This is a genomic window from Mycobacterium sp. TKK-01-0059, from assembly GCF_000709305.1.
GTDB classification, from domain to species: domain Bacteria; phylum Actinomycetota; class Actinomycetes; order Mycobacteriales; family Mycobacteriaceae; genus Mycobacterium; species Mycobacterium intracellulare.
The window spans coordinates 1-20,839 of sequence record NZ_KL446994.1 but is presented as its reverse complement, the minus strand read 5'-3'; the positions used below and the strand labels follow the sequence as shown (position 1 = coordinate 20,839).

Sequence of the window (20,839 nt, the reverse complement as noted above, 5' to 3'; positions counted from 1 at the left end):
TCGGCCCTTCAGGCGAACAGGTCTGGATGGCGACTCGCATCGCCTATGAGCGTCCCGTAGTGGGTTCTGAGCGCTTGCAGGATCTCTGCCAGCGGTAGATCGTCGAAGGCGCCTCGATCCCTCAGATATTCCATGTGTTGGGTGCCGTCACCGGCGAACCCGTGCAGCAGGGCGTCTGTGCGCCCGTCGAAATCAATTGGCGGGACGCCGAACCGTGCGCATAGCTCGCGATTGAACGCCGGAGTTGCCTTGACCCAGACACCGCCGAGATGCATGAGGCTGTATCCGTGGTAGACAAAGACGTCGGTACCGCCCATCCGCTCACGCAATGTCTCGGTCTGAAGGTGGTTTCGGACATCGGCGAACCCCAGCCGCGCCGGGATGCCTGCTGCTCGGCAGGCCGCCGTCAAGAGCACCGCCTTCGGGACGCAGTACGCGCGGTCTGCAGTTGCGATGGTGCTGGCGCGATACGCATGCGGGTCATCGGTCACGGTGTAGGGGTCATACCAAATCGCGTCGCGGACCGCAGTGAAGATGGCTATGGCCTTCGTGGTGTCGTCGACCGCGCCGCGGGTCGCCGATGCAACGAAGTCGCGTACCGATTCATGTTGCCAATCGAGGAACTCCGTGGGCTCCAGGTAAGGCGAGTTCTCACCGCTCATCGGTGCCGCAACGTCACAGGCAGTCCGTCCACGGGAATGGGCAGCGAGGTGTTGTCCCAACGCACGTGATAGTCGTTTGGGACCGTCCAAGTGTAGGTACGCAACATCTGATGCAGGATTGCTTTCACCTCGAGTGTGCCGAACTGCATCCCAATGCATTTGTGCGCCCCGCCGCCGAACGGCACCCAGGCGAATCGGTGCTGTTGGTCCTCGCGCCGGGGCTCGTCGAAGCGCGACGGATCGAAACGGTCCGGGTCGCTCCATATTCTGCGGTCGAAGTGATTTACGGCGGGTGTGATTGCGCACAAGGTTTCAGGGGGGATGTGATAGCCGTCAATGGCGACATCGCGGACGGTCTTGCGCATCACCAGCGGAACGGGCGCCAGCAGACGCAGAGCTTCTTTGAGGATCAGATCGAGGACCGTCATCTGCTCCAGTTCGTCGATATCTGGCGAATCGTCACCGAAGGACTGCGCCTCCGCCGCTGCCTTCTCCTGCCACTCAGGATGTTTAGCGAGGAAGTAGGTGACAGCAGTGGTGGTGATCGTGGAGGTGTCATGGGCGGCCATCATGAGAAAGATCATGTGGTTGATCACATCCTCGTCGGAGAACCGTTCACCGTCTTCTGTGGTCGCCTGGCAGAGGGCGGCGAATAGATCGTCGCTCTCGCCTCCACGCGCGGCCGGCAGGTGTCGGGAGAAGTAGTCCTCCAACACGCGCCGCCCATGCACGCCGGCGCGGAACCTGGTGCCCGGGAGTGGAACTCGCACAAAGGAACTCGCCGCGCGAACAGTGGAGACGAACGCCTCGTTGACAGCAGCGCTCTCGTCCTTGCCGCGGCCACCCATGAAGACATCCGTGGCAATATCGAGGGTGAGATTCTTCAACAACGGGTAGATCCGGACCGACGGACCGGTCGGCCACGCGGGCACGGCTGCGCGAACGCACGGGGCCACCTGCCCGACATATCCGGTCAGGCGAGGACGCGTGAACGCCTCCTGCATGATGCGCCGGTGCATCAAATGTTCGTCGAAGCTCATGAGCATCAACCCGCGATGGAAGAAAGCATCGATCAAGAAGGACCAGCCATCCTGAGAAAAGGCCTTGGCTTCGCTTGTGAACGCCTCACGCGTTGCGTCTGGACCGGCGATGACCACCATTTTGGTACCGAATGCGCCCATCCACGACACCGAGCCCAAACGTTCGTAACGCTCCCGACTGAATTCTGAACCAAATCGGATGTAGTCGACCGTGTGCCCCAGCAACGGGAGTCCAGCGTCCCCTAGGACGGCTCTCAGCCCAGATCCGGCGGGAGCCGGCGCAAGTTCCCGGACTCTCCAGTCCCGACTCCACCGTCGCCATTTGTCATCGACGACGCGGGGGGCGGGCGCCAACAGGACAGACGTTAACCGCTCCTTGGGGTGACGCGTGAGTGCGAGACGCTGATTAGCCACGATGCCTCCTGGGCGCTCTGCTGCATGGGTATCTGATAACAGTTTACATAGACGTGTTGAATGTCAATATTCGAACAGCGAACAGTGAAATGTTCGACACCGCCTGCGACCCGGATCATCTGCGCAGCCTCGCGCCGTTCTCACTCGGGCCGTCTAACTGAAGGCGTTCAACGTGCCTGAACAGATAATCGTGATTGCGTGGTTTGCGGCTAAGGATCCGGTAGGCAAATGTAGGCCCAGGCCAGTTCGTCGGGATCGCGCCACTCGAGGCCGTGTACCAGCTCGCGCAAAGCGCCCACACCGACCTTCGCAGCCGCCGGCCCAATCGTGTGTTGTAGCTTTGCTCGATGTCTGGCCTGACGTCGACCGTACGCCCTGGATCACTCGCCAAAATCTTGATGAGGGCACCGATATGACGGACCTGAGACTCGATCATGAAAATGATCGACCCGGAACCGACGTTCGTGTTCGGGCCATAGAGGAGAAAGAGATTCGGGAACATCGGGACTGTAATGCCCAGGTATGCGTGCGCCTGCGTCCCCCACACCTCGTCCAGAGTCACTCCGCCCCAGCCGCGAACACGCATTGGGGCGAGGAAGTCGGTAGCGCGGAAACCTGTTCCGTAAATGACGACGTCCGCGCGGTGGAGTACGCCATCGTCGGTCACGACTCCCTTGTCGCAAAGCTTCGCAACCGCGTTGGTCACCAACGAGACTTCACCGTTGGCAATCGCGGGGTAGTAATCATTCGAGAACAACACCCGCTTGCACCCCGGCGCATCTGATGGCGTGAGTTGCCGGCGCAGCAATGGATCGGCAACCTGCCGATGGAGGTGGTAGCGGGCGACCGCGCCGAGAATGCGCGACAAGGGCTTCGCGTCGACCAACGTCACTGCGAGCACTTCAAAAATCAGCCATACCGCGAAACGCTCAAGACGCAGCCACAGCGGCAGAACCTTAATCAGCTGTTGGTGAAGACATCCGTACCTGCTGTCCCACTTCGGCAAAATCCAAGGCGCCGTGCGCTGATACAGCGTTACGCGCTGTGCCTCGTGTGCGATCCGTGGCACAAACTGTATCGCGCTTGCGCCTGTCCCGATGACGGCTACTTCCTTGCCGCGCAGCGATACCGAATGGTCCCAACGCGCCGAATGAAAACGCGGCCCCTCGAAGGTGTCTTCGCCGGCAATATTCGGCGTATGAGGTCGCGAGAGCTGCCCCACGGCCGAAATCACGACATCGCACCAGATCGTCTCGCTGGATTCGGTCACCAAACGCCAACGGCCGGCCTGTTCATCGAAGGTCATCTCGACGACTTCGGTCCGCGTGCGCAGCTGCAGGTCCATTCCGTCGGCCAGGACGAGTCGGCGAAGATATTGGAGTATCTCGGGCTGTTCTGCATAACGTCTCGACCAACGAGTGTTGGGCTTGTCCGAGAGTGAGTACAACGCTGACGGCACGTCGCAAGCCGCTCCTGGATAGGTGTTGTCGCGCCAGACGCCGCCGATGTCTGCAGCCTTTTCCACCATGGTGAAGTTGGTGAATCCGTCCCTCTTCAGCTGATGGGCCATGGCGATACCCGCGACGCCGGCCCCGATGATCACTATCGACGGATCGTGTCCTCGAGGATCCCTCGCAAAGCCGCCTGTCATGAGACAGCTAAGAAGCAGTTGATGGCGCGGTGGCAATGGAGCATCCACGGTCCCAACACTTTCACCGGTGGGCCGAAGCTTTCAGGAAGTTTCCAGCGCGGTGGATCGCGTCACGAGCCTCGGGCAGGATTCGGAACATGGCTTGGAACACGTGGATCTGTCCCCGGTACACCTGTATCTCAACGCTTGATCCGGCCGATCGGAGGCGGTCGGCAAGATGCCTCGAGTCATCGATCAACATTTCTCTTCCGCCTACCTGAATCAGGATCGGTGGCATGGACCTGAGGTCTGCGTCGAGCACGCTGATTCGCTCATTGCGGTGATCTGCACCAGCCACGTACAGGTCAAGAGCGCGGGCCGCGGACCGAGCAGAGGCGAAAGGATCACGGCGGCGAAGTTCGCGTGCCCTCGCGAGTTCACATGTCAGATCCAGGACCGGAGACATGAGAAGCATCGAATCCGGCAGCGGCAGTCCGTCACTACGTGCGCCAAGGGCGGTGGCCATCGTGAGCTGGCCGCCCGCCGAGTCCCCGGCCACCGCAACACCGCGGTCGCCGGAACCCGATGGCCGCCCTGTGACGAGCCAGCGGTATGCGTTCAGTGCATCGTCGGCGGCAGCGGGAAAGGGATAGCGTGGGGCTAGCCGATACCTCACCGCAAAGATGGGCCGACCGCTCGCGGAGGCAAGTTCACCGAGCAGACCGCGGTGGGTAGCCGGTGAGCACATGGAGTAGGCGCCGCCATGAATGTAGAGCAACGGAACGGCGTGTGGATCGACTGCAGGAGAAGTGATCCAATCCCCGCGTATCTGATTCCCGGCGAACTCGGTATCTATTGTGCGAACCGCCACGCTTCGGCGGGGCCGCGATCCCACGAGCGCCATCCGGAGTACGCGATCCATCACCGCGAGGCCGTGGGCGTTCGACGGGATGAGTTGCGACAGCGGACGCAGTGTGTTTCGCGAAGTCATTGCCACGAAATGACTTGCAAGACTGGGGTGCCGGTCCGTCGCATCAGTGTCGGTCACCGTGCACCCACGGATTCTGCGCGACGTTCAAATCGGTAATCGGAGAGCCGGAAGGTGCGGCTACGCCAGTAAGTCTCCAGGGTCGTTGACGGACGTAACGGAACATCGCCGTGTTTGTCGAAATAGTAACTGTTGGCATTGGAACAGCTCGGCTGCCAGAAAACCTGTCGATGTCGGCGGCTAACCATGTCAGCGAAGTAGCGGTCGTTCGCCTGCTGTCTGACCTCTACGTAATCAGCCTTCAGCTTGCGCGCACGACGAAGACAGCGGACGATATGCCGACTTTGCGCCTCGATGAGTGTGAAGTACGAGGAGCCGTTGTAACCATAGGGACCGAAGATATTGAAGTGATTCGGGAAACCTGGGACGCTCACACCCTCGAAGGCTTGGAGGCGGTGCTCATCCCACCAGGCAGACTGCTCCACTCCGCCGCGTCCCTTCAGCACATAAGTCGGCATATTGCCCGACTCCATCACTTTGAACCCGGTGGCCAAGACCATGACATCGATCGGATAATTCTTGCCATCTTCCGTGTGAACCGAGGCATGGTCGACATGGGTGATGCCGCTGGTCTCGAGCGAAACATTGCGACGGTTGTACGTTGCGAGATAGGAATTGTGGAAACTCGGTCGCTTACAACCCAACGAATAGCGAGGAATGAGTTGGTCTCGAGTCACCGGATCGTCGACCGCCCGACGCATATAGCGTTTCGCCGCCTCTTCCATGAGGTCCGACACAGGGATCAACGAGTGAAAGTGAGCTGCGATTGGAAATGTGAACTCGACGAACGCCTGACTCGCAGTGCGCGTCATCAGTTGTGCCCCTGGCACCAACCGCATCACTGTCGCGGCCCAGCTCGGTATGGAGAAATCCGGCTTCGGCAAGCAGTAAATCGGCGTTCGCTGGAAGACCGTCAGACTTGATGCGATCTTCGCGACTTCGGGAATCAGCTGCACCGCAGATGCCCCAGTCCCGATCACCGCCACCCGCTTACCGGTGAGATCTTTCGTATGGTCCCATCTGGCCGTATGCAGCGTCACGCCGGCGAAGTCGCGCACTCCTGGAATATCAGGCCACTTCGGCCGACTGAGGACGCCAGAGCAATTTATCACGAAACGCGCGGTCAGATTCTGACCAGAGGAGCAGCTCAGCCGCCATAGTGCGGCGCCTTCGTCGAAACAGGCTTCGTCCACGGTCGTGTTGAACCGGATGTAATTTTGGAGTCCGTATTTTTCTACACACCGCTCTGCATAAGCCTTCAACTCATCCCCGTGAGCGTAAGTTCGTGACCAGGATGTTCGCATCTCATAAGAGAACTGGTAACTATAGGACGGAATATCGACCGCTATTCCCGGATACGTATTCCAGTGCCATGTACCGCCGACGCCATCGGCGTCATCGACTATAAGAAAGTCCGCAAATCCGGCCTTCAACAGGCTGATCGCTGTACCAATCCCAGAAAACCCGGCTCCGACTATTACAATTTCGTAGTGCTGCCCAGACTCAGAACCCATTACTTCCTCATATGCGCTTTGATGTCCAACCTATATCCGCTGCTTCAGTTCAGCGTGTTTGTGTCAACTTCAGGCCAGCATCGTCACGCCGAGTTATCTCGTAATCCCGCATATCCAGACGGGACAGTTCCCTAATGAACTGAGTCGCAAAGCCGGGATACATCGTGCCGTTATAGCCATCCTCGGTCAAATACCAGCTGCTGCAACCCGAGTTCCATGTCGTGCGTCGTAACCGCCGTTGAATATTGGAGTGGTACGCGTTTTGGCTATTCTCTTTCACATCCAGGGTATGGACTCCATTGCCTTCGTCGCGCAAGAGCTCGATCGCTTTTACGATGTAATCGATTGCCGCCTCCATATATAGAAGAGCGGAGTTGTGGCCAGGACCGGAATTCGGTCCGAAAGTAAAGAACAAATTCGGATACCCAGCCACACTCACGCTCTTGTAGGCAAATCTCCCCTCAGACCACTCGTCTTCGAGTTTTCGCCCGTCGCGCCCCCGGATCGGAAATGGCGTACCGCGTTTACACACATCGAAGCCTGTGGCGAATACTATGCAGTCCACCTCATGCTCGATGCCGTCGGCGGTTCGAATTCCGTTCGGAGCCAGTGTGGCGATCGGCCAGCTGACGAGTTTGCAGTTATCGGCCTGGAGAGCAGGGTAATAGTCGCTAGTCATAAGCATGCGTTTGCACCCAGGTCTGAACTGCGGCGTTAGTTGACGTCTCAACCAGGTATCCTTCACCTGCCGACGCAGATTCGCCTTTGCGGCCGCTTGGATGACAGATGTTGCAGCGGTATCCCAAACCATGCCCACGGCCATGACCTCATGCGCCCAAAACCACGCACCTCGTAGGGCCTGCTCAGTTGCCGGCATGCGATTAAAAGTCGAACGCGCCCAGGCCGGATGCCGGAAATTCACCCTCGGTAGCACCCAACCGGGCGTCCTCTGAAACACCTTGACCGACGCCGCCAAATGGACCAATTCGGGAATGATCTGCACAGCGCTCGCCCCGGTCCCGACGACCGCCACCCTCTTACCGCTCATGTCATAGGCGTGGTCCCACCGAGCGCTGTGAATCTTCTTCCCCTCGTACGACTCGATGCCACGAATATCGGGGAAACTAGCGTCAGCAAGTGGCCCGCTAGCCATCACGACTGAACGGCCTCGATACCGCCTGCCGCCGGTCGTGTCGACCAGCCACTCTCCGGCATCCCCGTCGAATTCCAGTGCACTCACGTCCGCACCGAAATGAATGAACCTCCCAAGATCGTATTTCGCGACAACCGCATCGATATAGCCGAGGATCTCTGCGCTCCCCGAGTATGCGCGAGTCCAGCCTGGGTTCGGCTCGAACGAGTAGGAGTACAACAATGACGGAATATCGCAGGCGGCGCCGGGGTAAGTGTTGTCACGCCAGGTGCCCCCGATGCGACGTGATCGCTCCAAGATGACAAAGTCGTCAATGCCCGCTTGGAGCATTCTCATCGCCGTACCGATACCCGCGAAGCCGGCGCCGACGATCAAAGTCGTTGCCGTGTCCGTCATTTAGCTACCGGTTCATAGGTCAGTTCATCCGTCCATGACGGCGGTCGCCCGAGTACTTGCACGGGGAAGATGTCGATCGCGTCGCCTAAGCGCTGGGAAACGAAGTGAAGGGGTTGGGACCGCTTGATCGAGGAGGACATGTGGGCCTTCAAAATGTGATATCCAGGCACCCTCCGCGTGTGCTCACTGCGGTCCCCGACATTGCCATATCGCGTCACCGCGTTGTACAGCTTCTCTTCGGATAGCCCCATCGCGTTGAGATTCATCAACATGCGCGTGAGAAGCGGTATATACAGCAACGCGCCAGTAAGAATACGGGGGTCCATCACAGCGCCGACCGTTTGCATTGCATGGATTCGCATGGGACTGGCGCCGAGGTCATTAAGGACTTGAAAACCTACTGCAAGGTGCCGCGATTCGTCGCTGTTGACCTTATTGAATACTTCCCCGCAAATTGGGTCGTCGACCTCATCAAGGAGAAATTTCAGCAGGGCCCCGTCCAGCGCGGTCTCCAGTGCGGGAATCGCGGCGCCGATGACAGTCAGAGGAAGAGCCTCAGCGTACCGATCTAGCCACTCGATCACGAGACGGATGTTCTTATTCGGTACAGGCTTTTCGCCTTCCTCGATCATGCCCCAGCGACGCATCAGAGCAAGTTCGGCATTGGCGTGACGCTGCTCCTCGGCGTGAAAGTAACGGTAAATGTCTCCGAGCGCTTCGAAGGGCGCCTTCGGGGCCATCGCAGCGAAGGCGCGCGCTCCGACATGCTCAATCCACACCACGTCGGACATGAATTGCTTGAGTTTGGGACGCTGTTCGTCGGTGATCAACTCCGCACCAGGGGCGTCCCAATCGATATCGGCGAGAGCCCATTGCTTGTTCTTGATCGTCTCGAGCATGTCGCTATATGCGAACGCCATTTCACTGCTCCCTCTGGTCGGCTGGATCGTTCCATGAGGCCACGCGCTCCACCAGCCCCAACGCCCGCGTAAACTGACCGGGTAAAGCTCTTTTCAGTTGCCACAAAATTTTCGCGTCCAGTTGGGGCACTACATAGATTTGTCCGCGATCGTGCGCGTTCAAGGTCGTTCGAGCCACTTGATCCGGCGAAATGCCGGTCCACCTCATCAGGTTGGTCGCGAGTCTCGCCGCCGACTCCTCAATCTGAGGATTATTGGCGATGTTCGTCTTGACGAAGGTGGGGCAAAGCACTGTGACGTTGACGTCAGTACCGCTGAGTTCGGCCGCCAATGTCTCGGACAGAGCGAGCACGCCGGCCTTACTCACGTTGTATGCGCCCATTCGGGGCGCCGAGCCGAAACTTGCGGCGGACGCCACATTGATCACTCCGCCCCGGCCGTTGCTCCGGAGGCGAGGAACGAAAGTCTCGCAACCGTAGATAACACCCCAAAGGTTCACAGAAATCGCAGCGTTCCAGTCCTCAACCGACGTAGCGCCGATGCGATTGCCGCCGGCACCGATTCCGGCGTTGTTGATCACCAGACTCGCCGCCTTGCCGAACCAGTCTTCACTGGCATCAGCGAGGTTACGGACCTGCTCAAGTTCGGTGACGTCGCATACGACGTCGAAACCCTCGCCGCCGGCCTGCCTCACCATCTCGGCCGACTCTTTCGCAGTGATGGGGTCTTTGTCCGCACACACAACACGTCCACCTCGGCGTGCAAGCTCAACGGCGAACGCGCGGCCGATACCGCTCCCTGCGCCTGTGACTACTGCGTGGGCGCGGTGGGTTCTACCTGGTGAATTACCGAACGGCAAGAACCTCATCTGCTTGCCCTTTGGATCGCGACACTGATTTCCGGTGCGGGAGAATATTCATTTGGGGGCATCAGCCACCATTGGGGTCGCATGCCACCAGTTTGGTCGTGGGCCCGACGTTTTGTCAAGATGGTGAGGTGAGGTCGAGAAGCAAGGTCTGGGGTGGTCGGACCGGTGCTGAGCGTCGAGCAGAACGACGGCAGCAATTGATCGAGGCTGCGACCGAGATTTGGAGTGAGAGCGGTTGGGCCGCAGTGACTATGCGCGGCGTATGCGCCCGGACAGGGCTCAACGATCGATACTTCTACGAGGACTTCAAGACGCGCGAGGAGCTTCTCGTCGCAGCGTGGGATGGCGTTCGCAATGACATGCTCGGCGAGGTTTCCGCGCTCTTCGACGAGCGTGTGGATCGGCCACCGATCGAAACCATCACCGCGGCGATCGCCATCGTGGTCGACCGGATCGCACGCGATCCTGGCCGGGCGCACATCCTGCTCGCTCAGCATGTAGGTAGCTCACCGCTGCAAGATCGCCGCGCTGTGGCGCTGCAGGAGGCAACGCAGTTGGTCGTCGAGGCAAGCCGGCCACATCTCAGAGAAGACGCCGACGAGACGGCCCTTCGTATGGACACTTTGGTTGCAGTGGGGGGGTTCGTCGAAGTCATCACGGCCTGGCACTCCGGTTTGCTTGCGGTGACCGAGAAGGAAGTGGTCGCGCACACGAGCCGACTGGCTGAAACCTTGGCTCAACGCTACGTCGTCAGCGGCTGAGGCTAAACCTTTCCGTGAGTATCGAGGCCGACTGCATTTGTCTGTATGATTTCGCCTTGACCCGCCACCGGGCGTCCAATCCGTGACGACAGGCGCGCCGTCGTTTTGTTTGAAGGAACGACGCAGAAACAGTGTTTCTGCGTCGCCCTCCTGACGCACTTTTGCTACCCCGGCTGAGCGATGACCTTCTGTGAGCCGTCTTGGTCGAACAGGTCCTTGCTCCATCGCTCCAGGACCGCAGCGCTGTCCCAATCATCAGGGTGGAAGCCGGGGCGGTTGTACGAACGGAATCGCTGCAGCGCATCGGCGGTGAACATCGGGGTGCGACTGAAGCGATGTAGGCTACGCACCAACGTGACCGGGTTATACGAGGCCTTGTCAGAGGCCATCGACAGCGCAGTCTGCAGAATGAGTTCGCCGAACAGAATTGCAGAGGCGATCCGCATGCCCCGTACGCGGGTGCGCTCGGTGCCTCCAATCAGCCGATAGGCGTCGAAGGCGACGGCTTTGTGCTCCGACTCCTCGAACGCATGCCACAGCAGAATCGGTCGAACCTCTGTCTGTCCGATGAGCTTCTGGGCGTCGTCGCTGGTGAGAATGATTTCAGCGAGCGTCGCGGTGTAGTGCTCCAATGCAGAGGTCATCGACAGCCGCATTTCTGGCGAAAAGCGCCGTTCCAATCGCTTGATCAGGCGTGCAACGTGGCGGTCGATCCGCGCGGTCGGATAACCCATGGCCTGGAGTCGTTCGTTGAGGAGCCGATGCTGGTGTCGGTGTGTGGCCTCTTGTCCGATGAAACCCTTGACCGCTGTCAGTAATTGGGGATCGTCGATGGAACTCTGGAAATATTTGACCGAGCGGATGAAGAAGTCTTCCCCTTCCGGGAAGGTCGCAGACAGCACCGAGATGAAATGGCTCATCACCAGGTCGCCATCCACGAAGTGTTGCCGCTTCGTGGAGGTCGGCATGGAGAAACGAACGCGCCGGGGTTTTGGCAATACACGGCTCTTGGTCGAGGCTCGATCTTCCGGCATCTTGACGGGGTCCTTCCTTCCGTAGCGTGATCTGACTTTAGGCCTTGTCACATGAGACTGCCAGAATGTAGGGCATGAGTCCAGCACGTGTTTATGGCGGGCTGTCCGCAACTCAACGCGATGCGCAGCGCCGCGCACTGCTGATTGACGCCGCGGTCGCGCTTATGGGCAAGCAGGGAGCCGCCGCGTGCACCGTGACCGCTGTGTGTACGGAGTCAGGAGTGACGAGCCGGTACTTCTACCAGCAGTTTCGCGACAGAGACGCGCTCCTGCGTGCGATGTTCACCAAGATCTCCACCACCTTCCAAGCCGTGATCACCAGGGCAATACCGGATGACACCGTTGCTCCTCAAGAACTCGCTTACGCTCCGATAAAGGCCCTGGTTCAGATGATCGAGAACGATCCCAGCATGGCCCGCATATTGTTTGTCGAATCGGGCGCGGAACCCCTGCTTCGGCAGCTGCGAAGCGAACTGATGTCCGAATTTGCGGAGCTCGTCCTCAGAGAGGCCCGCCTGCATCTCGATATACCCAGCGAGGTGATTCAGGTCGCAGATCTCGCCGCTACCTACGGTGTCGGGGGCCTGTTCGAGACTCTGCGTCGCTGGATAGACGGACAACTAAACCTATCGACCGAAGTTCTTATCGAGCATTGTGCGGGTTTTCTCGGCAGTCTTGGCCTGTATACCCTCGGCCAGAAACCTGACCCGGCCGCTTCGCATATCCAGGTCGATATCAACTCCCCGGCGGGCCACAGCTGATGAGACCGGCGGTGTTTTCGCCGACACGCTTGTTGACCGGCATTCAGGATGAGCATGATGGCGGCGTTGGCTGTGAGGATGTGCGGGTATGAAATGACCCCGCCGGTGGGTGTTCGGCGGGGTCGGTGGTGTTCGGGGTGTCGGTGTGGTGTTCAGTCTGCCGTGACTTCGGCGATGGCTGTGCGGGTGGAGGATTCGTCGGCGATGGCCTTGTCCGCGGCGAACGCGGCGACGAGGGCTTGCAGCGCGAGGTTGTTGACCGCGCGCGGGTAGCCGCGGCTGGTCTGGTGGATGAGCCCGACGGCGTCGTCGGAGAACAGTGTGTCGTCACGTCCGGCGAGCTTGAGGTGGTGGCGTAGGTAGCCGCCGGTCTCCTGGTCGGTCATCGGCGGCATGGCATATCGGAGTCCGATGCGCTGGTCGAGGGCGGCGAGCACGCCGAGTTTCATTCGCCGCCGCAAGGTGGGCTGGCCGACGAGCAGGCAGGCGAACGGGCTAGAGGAGTCGAGGTCGTGGTTTGTTAAGAGCCGCAACGCTTCCAATTGGTCGTAGCCAAGGAGGTGGGCTTCCTCGACGACAACAATGGGCGTGCGGCCGCGCTCGTCTTGTTCGGCGGCCAGCGCGTCGGCGGCTTGGGGAGCCAGGGTGGCGTGATGAGTCAGGGGCTGCCCCCCGAGTGAGGCGACGATGCGATGGTGGATGCCGCGCACCCCGACGGTGGGATCGGGCAGATAGATGGCGGCGTGGCGGCTGGCATCCAGGGCGGCCAGCGCGGCGCGCACGGCGACGGTCTTGCCGGCGCCGACCTCGCCGGTGATCACCCCGATGCGACGGTCGGCGACACACCAGCCGATGCGGGCGACCGCTTCGTTGTGGGCGGCATGGCGGTGCAGCATGGACGGGGCCAGATCGCGGCCGAATGGGGTCCGCGAAAAACCGTAGTAGGAGATCAGTTTGTCCATCATTGGGGTTGGGCCTCCTGGCCGGTGAGCAGGTCGAGTTGACCGGGAATTTGGCCGGTGTTGTTGGTGAGGGCTGCGTAGTTGACGCCGCGGGCCAGCTCAGCGGCATGGGCGGTCTCGATGAGCTGCGCGTAGTCGATGCCGGTGGGTTGCGGTGGTGTGGTGGGGGTTTCGGGTTTGGCTTTGGGGTGAGAATGCCGGCCGATGTGATACGGAATTGCCAGCCCCATCGGAATGCCGGCCAGCCGGACCTCGATGCGGGTCAAATCGAAGGGGTCGAACACCAGCTCCACTTTGCGCCCCACCAAGCCGGGGTCGACCTGGTAGGTGTTGCCGTGCAGGGATACGGTGGCGGTCTTGGTCACTCGGCGGTGCTCTTCCCACAAAAATGCCTCGGTGAGCGCTTCTGGGGCGGGCAGCGGAATGGGGCCGGCGGCACACCAGCGCGCCAGCGGGGTCTGTCCGGTCTCGGAATGGATCGTGCGGTGATAGACGGTTTCCACCCAGGCCGCAAACAGGCGGTTCAGCTCAGCGAGGTCGCTGACGTGATGGCGGCCGACGACGTCGGGTTCGCCGGTGATCTCGACCAGGAACTGATCACGTACCGTGCGGAAAAATCTCTCTATCTTTCCCCTGCCTTCGGGCCGACCCGGTGTGGAATGGACAAGGCGCACACCGAGTTTCGCGCATGCCCGCAATAACCACGTGTCGACGTAGGCCGAACCGTTATCGACATACACGGCGTTGGGGACACCGCGGGAGGCCAGCGCCGGGCGCAGCGCCGCGGCCAGGCGCACCGTGTCCTCGGCATGGCCCCACCGGTAGCCGGGCAAAAGCCGGGAATGATCGTCTAAAAACGCGAACAGATACGTCTTGCGGAGCTGAATCCGTATGCCGTGTAACGCATCGCCGGTCCACAGGTCATTGGGATGTTCGGCCTGGAACCGGCCGAACACTGCCGGCGCCGACCCGAAGCTGGCGCCGGTGAGCCCCAGCCGGTGAAAGTTGCGCTGCAAGGTGCGCTCGTCGGGCGCCCAGCCCAATTGGGTACGCAAGATCCGCTGAATGGCCGCGGCGGTGCGCTGCGGGTTCTCTCGGCGCAGCGCCACCGCCAGCTCCAGCACCTCGGCCGGGGTGCGCGGGGTGCACTGGCGCGCGTTGGGCACCAGCGCGTCGAACCCGCCGGCCCGCCAGTCCCGAATCCAGCGGTCGATGGTCTGCCGGCTGATGCGCACCCGCCGCCCGAACGGATCGGTGTGTTCGCGCGAGGCCAGATCGCGCACCACCTTTCCCCGCTGCTTGGTGGAAAGCGCCGCTTCGGCGGCCTCTCGAATCAATTGATACCGAAACAACCCGATCGCCCGGGCCCGCTCGGCCCGCACCTTCACCTCATCATCGCCAACCGCCACCGGCTGTCCTCCTTTGCTGTCTGTCAAACACACGACAGCGCAAAGATTTACGGCCTCATCGGCGTCGGCGGCAGGGTCGACTCGTGTTGCACCGGCTCGCCGGGCCAGCCCGGTGCCAACAACCGCCCACCTGAGACCGCCACCGCCGTTTGGGCCAGCGACACCCCGGGCAGCAAAAAGCGGTGTGTGATCGCGGCCGCGAGCGCGCCGATGGCCGTCACCGCGTCGGCGAACACCCCGCCTGCCGCGTCCGGCATCATCGGATCGGCCGCCACGGCGCGCAGCCAAACCGTGAAAACCGAGCGCACCGCTTCGGCCCGCTCGCTAAACGGGCGCAACCAGCCCCGCACCGTCTCAGCCGGACGGCTCAACTCGGCGGCAATCCGGCGAAACCCCAACCCACGGGCCGCCTTGGCCGCCAACGCCGACACAATCACCGCAGCCGCATCAGCGCGGCGCAGCAACCCGCTCACCGGCAACAACACGTGCGTCACCCCGCAGCCACTGCATCGTGACCGGCGCGGGCGCAGCTGCACCGGCCCGTGCGGGCCGCGCAATTCTCGCGGCCGCGCCCGCCCCCAACCCGCCAGCACACATCCGCACGACGGGCAGCTCAACTCACCAGCCGCCAGCCTGCGTTCGACTTGATCGACATTCGCTTCTACGGTGACCACAGCGCCTCCGAGCGCACACAGGCGGCCCTCCCGTAGCACTCGGCCAAGAGACGACGGGAGGGCCGTCGCCTACCAAGGACTTGATCACCGTGCCGCCCCGGCACCACAACGACCAAACCGGAGCACAACCAGCCGACACACTGCCCACCGTCAGTGCCGAACCCCTACCTCAACGTGGTCACCCTGAATGCCCCCGAACACCGAGTTGGGTCATTTGGCTTAGTGCCTTGAGTTCGGGTCTGCCAGGGCATTGAGGATCGCCTCGGACTCGGGGTCGAGCGCGGACTGGAATGTGGCGATGACGCCGTTGATGTCGATGGTGGCTGAGCGCAGGGGCTTGAGGGTGCGCAGGAACCGGCGTAGTGACAGTCCGGTGCGGGTCTGGACTTCGCGGCTGACGGCGAGGGCGGTGAACACGATGGTCAGGTGGGCTTCGATGGCATCGCGGGTACGGGCGAAGATTGGTCTGGCGGCGAGGTCGGATTTGGACATTCGGAAGGACTGCTCGACTCGCCATAGGTCGTGGTAGTTGGTGATGATCTCGATGGCGGGCATGAGCTTGGCGTCGATGTTGCTGACGTAGCCCTTTAGGCCGACGAGTCGGCGTGCCCGCTCCAGTGAGGCAGTGTCGAGTTCTTGGGCGCCGTTGCGGGTCGTGACGAATCGTGGTGTGCGAGCCGGCTTGTCGCCTGCGACGACGGCGCGGGCCTTGGCTTCCTGCAGGTTCAGCGTCTTGTTGTCCCGCACCGCGCGTTTGGCCGAGTACGCCCACACTGCCCGCCACGACTTGGCGTGGGTGGCCGGGTTCCAGACGGGTTCGGCTTTGATTTTCCGATCACTGGCCTTGGCGGCGGTGCCGCCGCGTTGGTCGCGTGGTGTGATGGTGTCGATGATCTGTCCGTCGGTGAATACTGTTCCGTGCCAGTGGAAGTGGGACGCCAGATCGTTGGGCGCTTTGGTGACCCGGGACCCGACGATGAACCTCAACCCGGTGTCATCAAGCTCGCGCAGGTTGCCGGCGGAGAGCATGCCGGCATCGGCGACGACAACCATGTCGGTGATGTCGTGGCGTTGCTGGAACGTTCTGACGATCGGCACGATGGTCAGGGTTTCGGCCTTGTTGCCCTCGAAACAGCCGATTTCCAACGGGAACCCGTACCGGTCGACCAGCAGTCCGACCACGATCTGGGGGTCAACCCGGCGTTCCTTCGAATAGCCGACTCGCCGCAGCGCGTCCTCGTTGTCGGCCTCGAAGTAGAGCGTAGTGACGTCGTAGATCACCAGGCTCACATCTCCGGCGCTGTGCGCGTGGGCAAAGCACGCTGCCGCGATCTGATCACGGTAACCACCCGCGTAGGCACGGCGCAGCGTTCGCTTGCGCGTCGACAAAGATGCTGCGGCGCGGCCCAACTCGGCCAGGACCCGATCGGCATCGAGCAGGCTGGTCGGCTCCACCACCCGGGCGATCACCAGATCCCGGAACACCTCATCGCCGACCGCCTCATCGAAACCCAGACTCGCGTACACCCCGGCCAGGGCGTCATACAGCAGCCCACTGCAGGATTTGAGGACCCGCGGACGTGCCACCAACTGCCGCACCGCGACTGCACCACCAGTGGCCTCGGGGAACAGTGTTGGGGCAGGTGGTGGGACCATTTCGGCTTTGACGGCTTTTGGGGTGATGCCCAGGTCCAACTCGCGTTGGGCGTCATCGGCTAGCAGCCGCCGGGCCTCCTCGACGAGCAGACCGAGTTCGGCTTCATCACGGGCTGAGCCGACGTGGCGGACGATCCGACGCCGGCCGCCCACCGATTCTGCGATCTGGACCGCAGTGGCGCCCGAGGCCGTACGCACCCGCCGAATCCAGACCACCCAGCGAGCCTACCGACCCGAATTAGTGCCTCGCGTGTGCACTAAGCCGAACTATCACCCCAGGTAAACGGGCTGCCACCTCCGGAAAACACCAAAGTTGACCTAAGTCAGGTGCGCTGTCTCAAGCGCTACCTCACCCGCGAAATCTTCCACGCCCTCCAACCGCCAAGAAAGGCAGCAAAAGTCGTTGCCTGAATATAGGAGCATCTGCTATCGAGCTTGCTCCGCGATGTGGCATCGCTGTTGACGATTTCCAGCGCGTCGTCACGTAAGGGGTAGATCAGCTCCTCGACGGTTGCTTCCTGCGGTGGCAGCGGTGGATCGACCCGTAGAACCTCATGCTGATTGGGAAGTCACCGCTGGGTCTCCGTCTTCCCATAGCAGCAGTTGGCGAACGGCGGGACGTGGTCCGTAGGGCCGAAGCATTTGGCTGGCTGGACGCGGGCGTACCCGTTGGGGCCACCAGAACCAGCGCCCGAGAAGTGTGGCGATGGACGGGGTCATGAACGATCGCACGATCAGCGTGTCGAACAGCAGACCTAGACCGATGGTGGTCCCCACCTGGCCAAGAATCACCAGCGAGCTGAACATGAAGGAGGCCATGGTGGCGGCGAACACTAGGCCCGCAGAGGTTACCACCGAGCCGGAGCCGGCCATCGCCCGGATAATGCCGGTCTTTAATCCAGCGTGAATTTCTTCTTTGAACCTCGAGATCAGCAGCAGGTTGTAGTCGGATCCCACCGCCAAGAGGATGATGACAGACAGCGCAAGCACCACCCAGTAGAGTTTGATGCCCAAAAGGTCTTGCCAGACCAGTACCGACAGCCCGAACGAGGTGCCCAGCGAAAGTGCCACCGTGCCCACGATGACCACCGCGGCCACCAGGCTTCGGGTGATGAACAGCATGATCAGCAATATCAGGCTCAGCGCGGCCAGACCGGCGATCATGAGATCGTAATTGGCCATGTCGTGGATGTCTTTGTAGGTTGCCGCGGTGCCGGCGAGGTAGATGTGGGCGTCCGCCAGGGGGGTGCCCTTCACAGCCTCGTGGGCTGCTTTCTTGATCGGATCGACATGCGAGATACCCTCGGGGGTCGCGGGATCGCCTTCATGGGAGACGATCATGCGGGCGGCCTTGCCGTCGGGGGAGAGGAATAGTTTCAGACCTCTTTTGAACTCGGGGTTGTCGAAAGCCTCCGGCGGTAAGTAGAAGGAATCGTCATTTTTGGCGGCGTCATACGCTTGTCCCAGGGCAGTCGCGTTGTCAGTCGAGGCCCGCGTTTGGGCGTTGATCCCGAAGTTGGTGGCGTAGCTGGACAGCGTCAGTTCCAGATTTTTCTCCTGGTCGGCGATCTGCGGCGGTAGCAGCGTGAGCAGTTGCTGCTGGCCGGCATCCAATTTATCCAACGATGCGGTGAGGTTTTGAAACTGTTCGCTGAGCTTGTCGATACCGTCGAGTGCGTCAAAGACGTTTCTGAGCGCAGAACAGACGGGGATATCGTAGCAGTGCCTTTCCCAATAAAAATAGCTGCGAATCGGCCGGAAGAAGTCGTCGAAATTCGCGATCTTATCGCGCAGGTCATTGGTCGTTGCGATCGTGTCGTGAAAGTTCTGGGTCTCGGCGTGGGTAGCGGCGGCGAGCTCCTTCTGCAGGGCGTACTGCCGGTTCAAAATGTTGATCGTATTTCTCAGCAGGTCGGCCTGCTTCAACAGATCTTCCGCGCGTTCTTTCTGGTAATGCAGGTTCTGGATCTGGCCGACGTTTCCCGCGCTGATCTGGAAAGCTAGCGAGGTGTGATCGATCGGGGTTCCCAACGGCCTGGTCATGGACTGAACCCGGGCGATACCGGGAGTGTGAAAGACCGCCTTGGCTACCCGCTCCAGGTTGATCATATCGGCCGGGTCGCGCAGATCATGATCGGCCTCGATCATCAGCAGTTCGGGATTTAGCCGGGCTGGAGAAAAATGCCGTTCCGCCGCCGCATACCCGACCTTTGCCGGAACCGATGAGGGCATATAGGCCTTAGCGTCGTAACTGGTTTGATACCCCGATAAGGCGAGCAGACCGACCAAGGCGACCCCACACGTCACCACCAGTATGGGCCCGGGCCAGCGCACGATGGCCGTGCCGATGCGCCGCCACACCCGGGTCCTCATCGCGCGCTTGGGGTCTAAGAAGCCAAAAAAACTGGCCACGGTCAGCACGGCCGGGGCCAACGTGAGCGCGGCTGCAACCGCGGTCAGCATGCCCACCACGCCGGGAATGCCCATGCTTTGAAAATAGGGCGACCGGGTAAAGCCCAGACAAAACACCGCGCCGGCAATAGTCAGTCCCGACCCCAAGATAACGTGGGCCGTCCCGTGCGACATCGTATAGTAGGCTGCTTCGCGATCCTCGCCCGCTTGCCGGGCCTCGTGATAACGGCCGACGACAAATATCGCGTAGTCCGTCCCGGCGGCGATGGCCAGCAATGTGAGAATATTGACCGAGAACGTCGAAAGTTCGATGATCCCGTAGTTTCCAAGGACGGCGACGATTCCGCGGGCGCAGGCCACCTCGATCAAAACCACCGCCAGCACCAGCGCGACGGTGACGACAGACCGGTACAGCGAAAACAACATGACCAAGATCACCAGGCCCGTGATCAGGGTGACCTTCAGAAGACTTTTCTGGCCCGCGCTGAACTGATCCGAGATCACCGGCCCCAGGCCGGTCACGTAGGCCTTGACCCCGGGTGGTGGCGGCGTATGGTCCACGATGGCACGCACGGCGTTGACAGACTCGGTCGCCAAGCTCTGGCCTTGGTTGCCGGACAAATACACTTGCACGTAGGCGGCCTTGCCGTCGTTGCTTTGCGAGCCCGCCGCCGTCAGCGGATCCCCCCAAAAGTCCTGGACGTGCTGGACGTGCTTGATATCGGCTTCGAGCTTGCGGACCACGGTGGCGTAAAACCGGTGGGCGTCATCGCCCAGCGGCTTATCGCCCTCCAGAAGGACCATCGCCGAATTGTCGGAATCGAACTCGTGAAAGAGTTTGCCCATGCGTTTCATCGCCTGCAGCGACGGCGCATCATTGGAGCTCATCCCCACCGTGTGCGCTTCTGCAACCGCCTCCAAGTTGGGCACGGCAATATTGGTGACGGCAGCCAGCGCCAGCCAGAGCAGCACGAGCGGCACCGAAAGCCGGCGGATGGTGTGCGCCAAGAAAGACCGTCGGCCGTCATGGTCGCTCATGCGGACTTCACCAGGCAGAAGGTATAGGCGTTCACTTCGTTAAAGATTCTCTCGTCCTTGACCTCGCCGTCCACGGTGATGCGGCAGCCAAGGGGATTGCTGTCGCCCTGTGCCATCAGGTTGGCAAAGGCCCCGGGCTGTGTCGTGATCATGGTCAACGACCACGGCAGGGTCGCGTCGAGGACTTGCTGGGGCTGTACATTGATGTCCAAGTAGTTGATGGTTGCCACCTTCCCGGGTTCGCCGAAGACCTCAAGGGTGATGCGTTTAGGGTTGAAAGGCTCGATTTCTTCCGAGACGGCACCGGTAGCCGACGTGCCTTTGTGCGCCCCGAAGGCACCATGCAGTCGGAAGACGCCGAACCCCGCGACCGCGACCACGACCACGGCGACCAGCATCATCCAGCCGCGCCTGACCAGGCGGCTAACTGAAATACCCTTCACCCGTTGGCCTTTCGATGACCGGTGACACATCTTCCTGCGCGTCA

Annotated in this window: 17 protein-coding genes; 2 read left to right on the top strand and 15 right to left on the bottom strand. The window is 61.2% G+C overall.

Annotated features, from left to right (window positions below):
• Positions 1-8 precede the first annotated feature (8 nt).
• The 8 genes from K883_RS19455 to K883_RS19420 form a co-directional block, all read right to left on the bottom strand.
• Positions 9-662 (bottom strand): transglutaminase-like domain-containing protein, encoded by a 654-nt coding sequence (locus K883_RS19455; protein ID WP_014711518.1) that lies wholly within the window; start codon positions 660-662, stop codon positions 9-11.
• On the bottom strand, positions 659-2,116 hold the full coding sequence (locus tag K883_RS19450) for a cytochrome P450 (protein WP_014711517.1): 1,458 nt from the start codon (positions 2,114-2,116) through the stop codon (positions 659-661). Before K883_RS19450 ends, K883_RS19455 begins: the two co-directional genes overlap by 4 nt.
• A gap of 115 nt (positions 2,117-2,231) precedes the next feature.
• Complete coding sequence (locus K883_RS19445) at positions 2,232-3,767, bottom strand: flavin-containing monooxygenase (RefSeq protein WP_036455731.1); 1,536 nt, start codon at positions 3,765-3,767, stop codon at positions 2,232-2,234.
• 61 nt (positions 3,768-3,828) lie between these two features.
• Positions 3,829-4,794 (bottom strand): alpha/beta hydrolase, encoded by a 966-nt coding sequence (locus K883_RS19440; RefSeq protein WP_036455729.1) that lies wholly within the window; start codon positions 4,792-4,794, stop codon positions 3,829-3,831.
• Positions 4,791-6,308, bottom strand: coding sequence for a flavin-containing monooxygenase (locus tag K883_RS19435; protein WP_014711514.1), 1,518 nt, complete (start codon positions 6,306-6,308; stop codon positions 4,791-4,793). The genes K883_RS19440 and K883_RS19435 overlap by 4 nt, the downstream gene beginning before the upstream one ends.
• Positions 6,309-6,357: 49 nt before the next feature.
• Positions 6,358-7,857 (bottom strand): flavin-containing monooxygenase, encoded by a 1,500-nt coding sequence (locus K883_RS19430; RefSeq protein ID WP_014711513.1) that lies wholly within the window; start codon positions 7,855-7,857, stop codon positions 6,358-6,360.
• Positions 7,854-8,777 (bottom strand): hypothetical protein, encoded by a 924-nt coding sequence (locus K883_RS19425; protein WP_014711512.1) that lies wholly within the window; start codon positions 8,775-8,777, stop codon positions 7,854-7,856. Before K883_RS19425 ends, K883_RS19430 begins: the two co-directional genes overlap by 4 nt.
• Position 8,778: 1 nt before the next feature.
• The gene (locus tag K883_RS19420) at positions 8,779-9,645 is read right to left on the bottom strand and encodes an SDR family NAD(P)-dependent oxidoreductase (protein WP_014711511.1); all 867 of its coding nucleotides are present in this window, start codon (positions 9,643-9,645) and stop codon (positions 8,779-8,781) included.
• A gap of 128 nt (positions 9,646-9,773) precedes the next feature.
• On the opposite strand from K883_RS19420, the gene K883_RS19415 reads away from it, so the two are divergent.
• On the top strand, positions 9,774-10,406 hold the full coding sequence (locus K883_RS19415) for a TetR/AcrR family transcriptional regulator (protein WP_085976442.1): 633 nt from the start codon (positions 9,774-9,776) through the stop codon (positions 10,404-10,406).
• 164 nt (positions 10,407-10,570) lie between these two features.
• Here K883_RS19415 and K883_RS19410 read toward each other — a convergent pair whose 3' ends face one another.
• A complete protein-coding gene (locus K883_RS19410) occupies positions 10,571-11,440 on the bottom strand; it encodes a metal-dependent hydrolase (protein ID WP_014711509.1) in 870 nt (289 codons plus the stop codon).
• A gap of 74 nt (positions 11,441-11,514) precedes the next feature.
• On the opposite strand from K883_RS19410, the gene K883_RS19405 reads away from it, so the two are divergent.
• On the top strand, positions 11,515-12,201 hold the full coding sequence (locus K883_RS19405; RefSeq protein WP_014711508.1) for a TetR/AcrR family transcriptional regulator: 687 nt from the start codon (positions 11,515-11,517) through the stop codon (positions 12,199-12,201).
• A gap of 152 nt (positions 12,202-12,353) precedes the next feature.
• Here the strand turns inward: K883_RS19405 and K883_RS19400 are convergent, their stop codons facing one another.
• The 6 genes from K883_RS19400 to K883_RS19375 form a co-directional block, all read right to left on the bottom strand.
• Positions 12,354-13,166 carry an ExeA family protein gene (locus K883_RS19400; protein ID WP_014711507.1) on the bottom strand — a complete coding sequence of 271 codons (813 nt, stop codon included), beginning with the start codon at positions 13,164-13,166 and terminating at the stop codon, positions 12,354-12,356.
• Entirely contained in the window at positions 13,163-14,572 is a 1,410-nt protein-coding gene (locus K883_RS19395) for a DDE-type integrase/transposase/recombinase (protein ID WP_020822385.1), read from the bottom strand. Before K883_RS19395 ends, K883_RS19400 begins: the two co-directional genes overlap by 4 nt.
• Before the next feature lie 47 nt (positions 14,573-14,619).
• On the bottom strand, positions 14,620-15,246 hold the full coding sequence (locus tag K883_RS26280; protein ID WP_050989381.1) for a hypothetical protein: 627 nt from the start codon (positions 15,244-15,246) through the stop codon (positions 14,620-14,622).
• A gap of 219 nt (positions 15,247-15,465) precedes the next feature.
• Entirely contained in the window at positions 15,466-17,118 is a 1,653-nt protein-coding gene (locus K883_RS19385; protein WP_014711502.1) for an IS1634 family transposase, read from the bottom strand.
• A 336-nt stretch (positions 17,119-17,454) separates the two neighbouring features.
• A complete protein-coding gene (locus K883_RS19380) occupies positions 17,455-20,352 on the bottom strand; it encodes an MMPL/RND family transporter (RefSeq protein ID WP_008256192.1) in 2,898 nt (965 codons plus the stop codon).
• On the bottom strand, positions 20,349-20,795 hold the full coding sequence (locus tag K883_RS19375) for an MmpS family transport accessory protein (RefSeq protein WP_193375020.1): 447 nt from the start codon (positions 20,793-20,795) through the stop codon (positions 20,349-20,351). Before K883_RS19375 ends, K883_RS19380 begins: the two co-directional genes overlap by 4 nt.
• Positions 20,796-20,839: the final 44 nt, after the last annotated feature.

Coding starts and splice junctions, on each gene's coding strand:
- K883_RS19455 (WP_014711518.1), bottom strand. CDS start 662: ATGAGCGGTGAGAACTCGCCTTACCTGGAGCCCACGGAGTTCCTCGAT.
- K883_RS19445 (WP_036455731.1), bottom strand. CDS start 3,767: ATGACAGGCGGCTTTGCGAGGGATCCTCGAGGACACGATCCGTCGATA.
- K883_RS19435 (WP_014711514.1), bottom strand. CDS start 6,308: ATGGGTTCTGAGTCTGGGCAGCACTACGAAATTGTAATAGTCGGAGCC.
- K883_RS19430 (WP_014711513.1), bottom strand. CDS start 7,857: ATGACGGACACGGCAACGACTTTGATCGTCGGCGCCGGCTTCGCGGGT.
- K883_RS19425 (WP_014711512.1), bottom strand. CDS start 8,777: ATGGCGTTCGCATATAGCGACATGCTCGAGACGATCAAGAACAAGCAA.
- K883_RS19420 (WP_014711511.1), bottom strand. CDS start 9,645: ATGAGGTTCTTGCCGTTCGGTAATTCACCAGGTAGAACCCACCGCGCC.
- K883_RS19410 (WP_014711509.1), bottom strand. CDS start 11,440: ATGCCGGAAGATCGAGCCTCGACCAAGAGCCGTGTATTGCCAAAACCC.
- K883_RS19405 (WP_014711508.1), top strand. CDS start 11,515: ATGAGTCCAGCACGTGTTTATGGCGGGCTGTCCGCAACTCAACGCGAT.
- K883_RS19400 (WP_014711507.1), bottom strand. CDS start 13,166: ATGATGGACAAACTGATCTCCTACTACGGTTTTTCGCGGACCCCATTC.
- K883_RS19380 (WP_008256192.1), bottom strand. CDS start 20,352: ATGAGCGACCATGACGGCCGACGGTCTTTCTTGGCGCACACCATCCGC.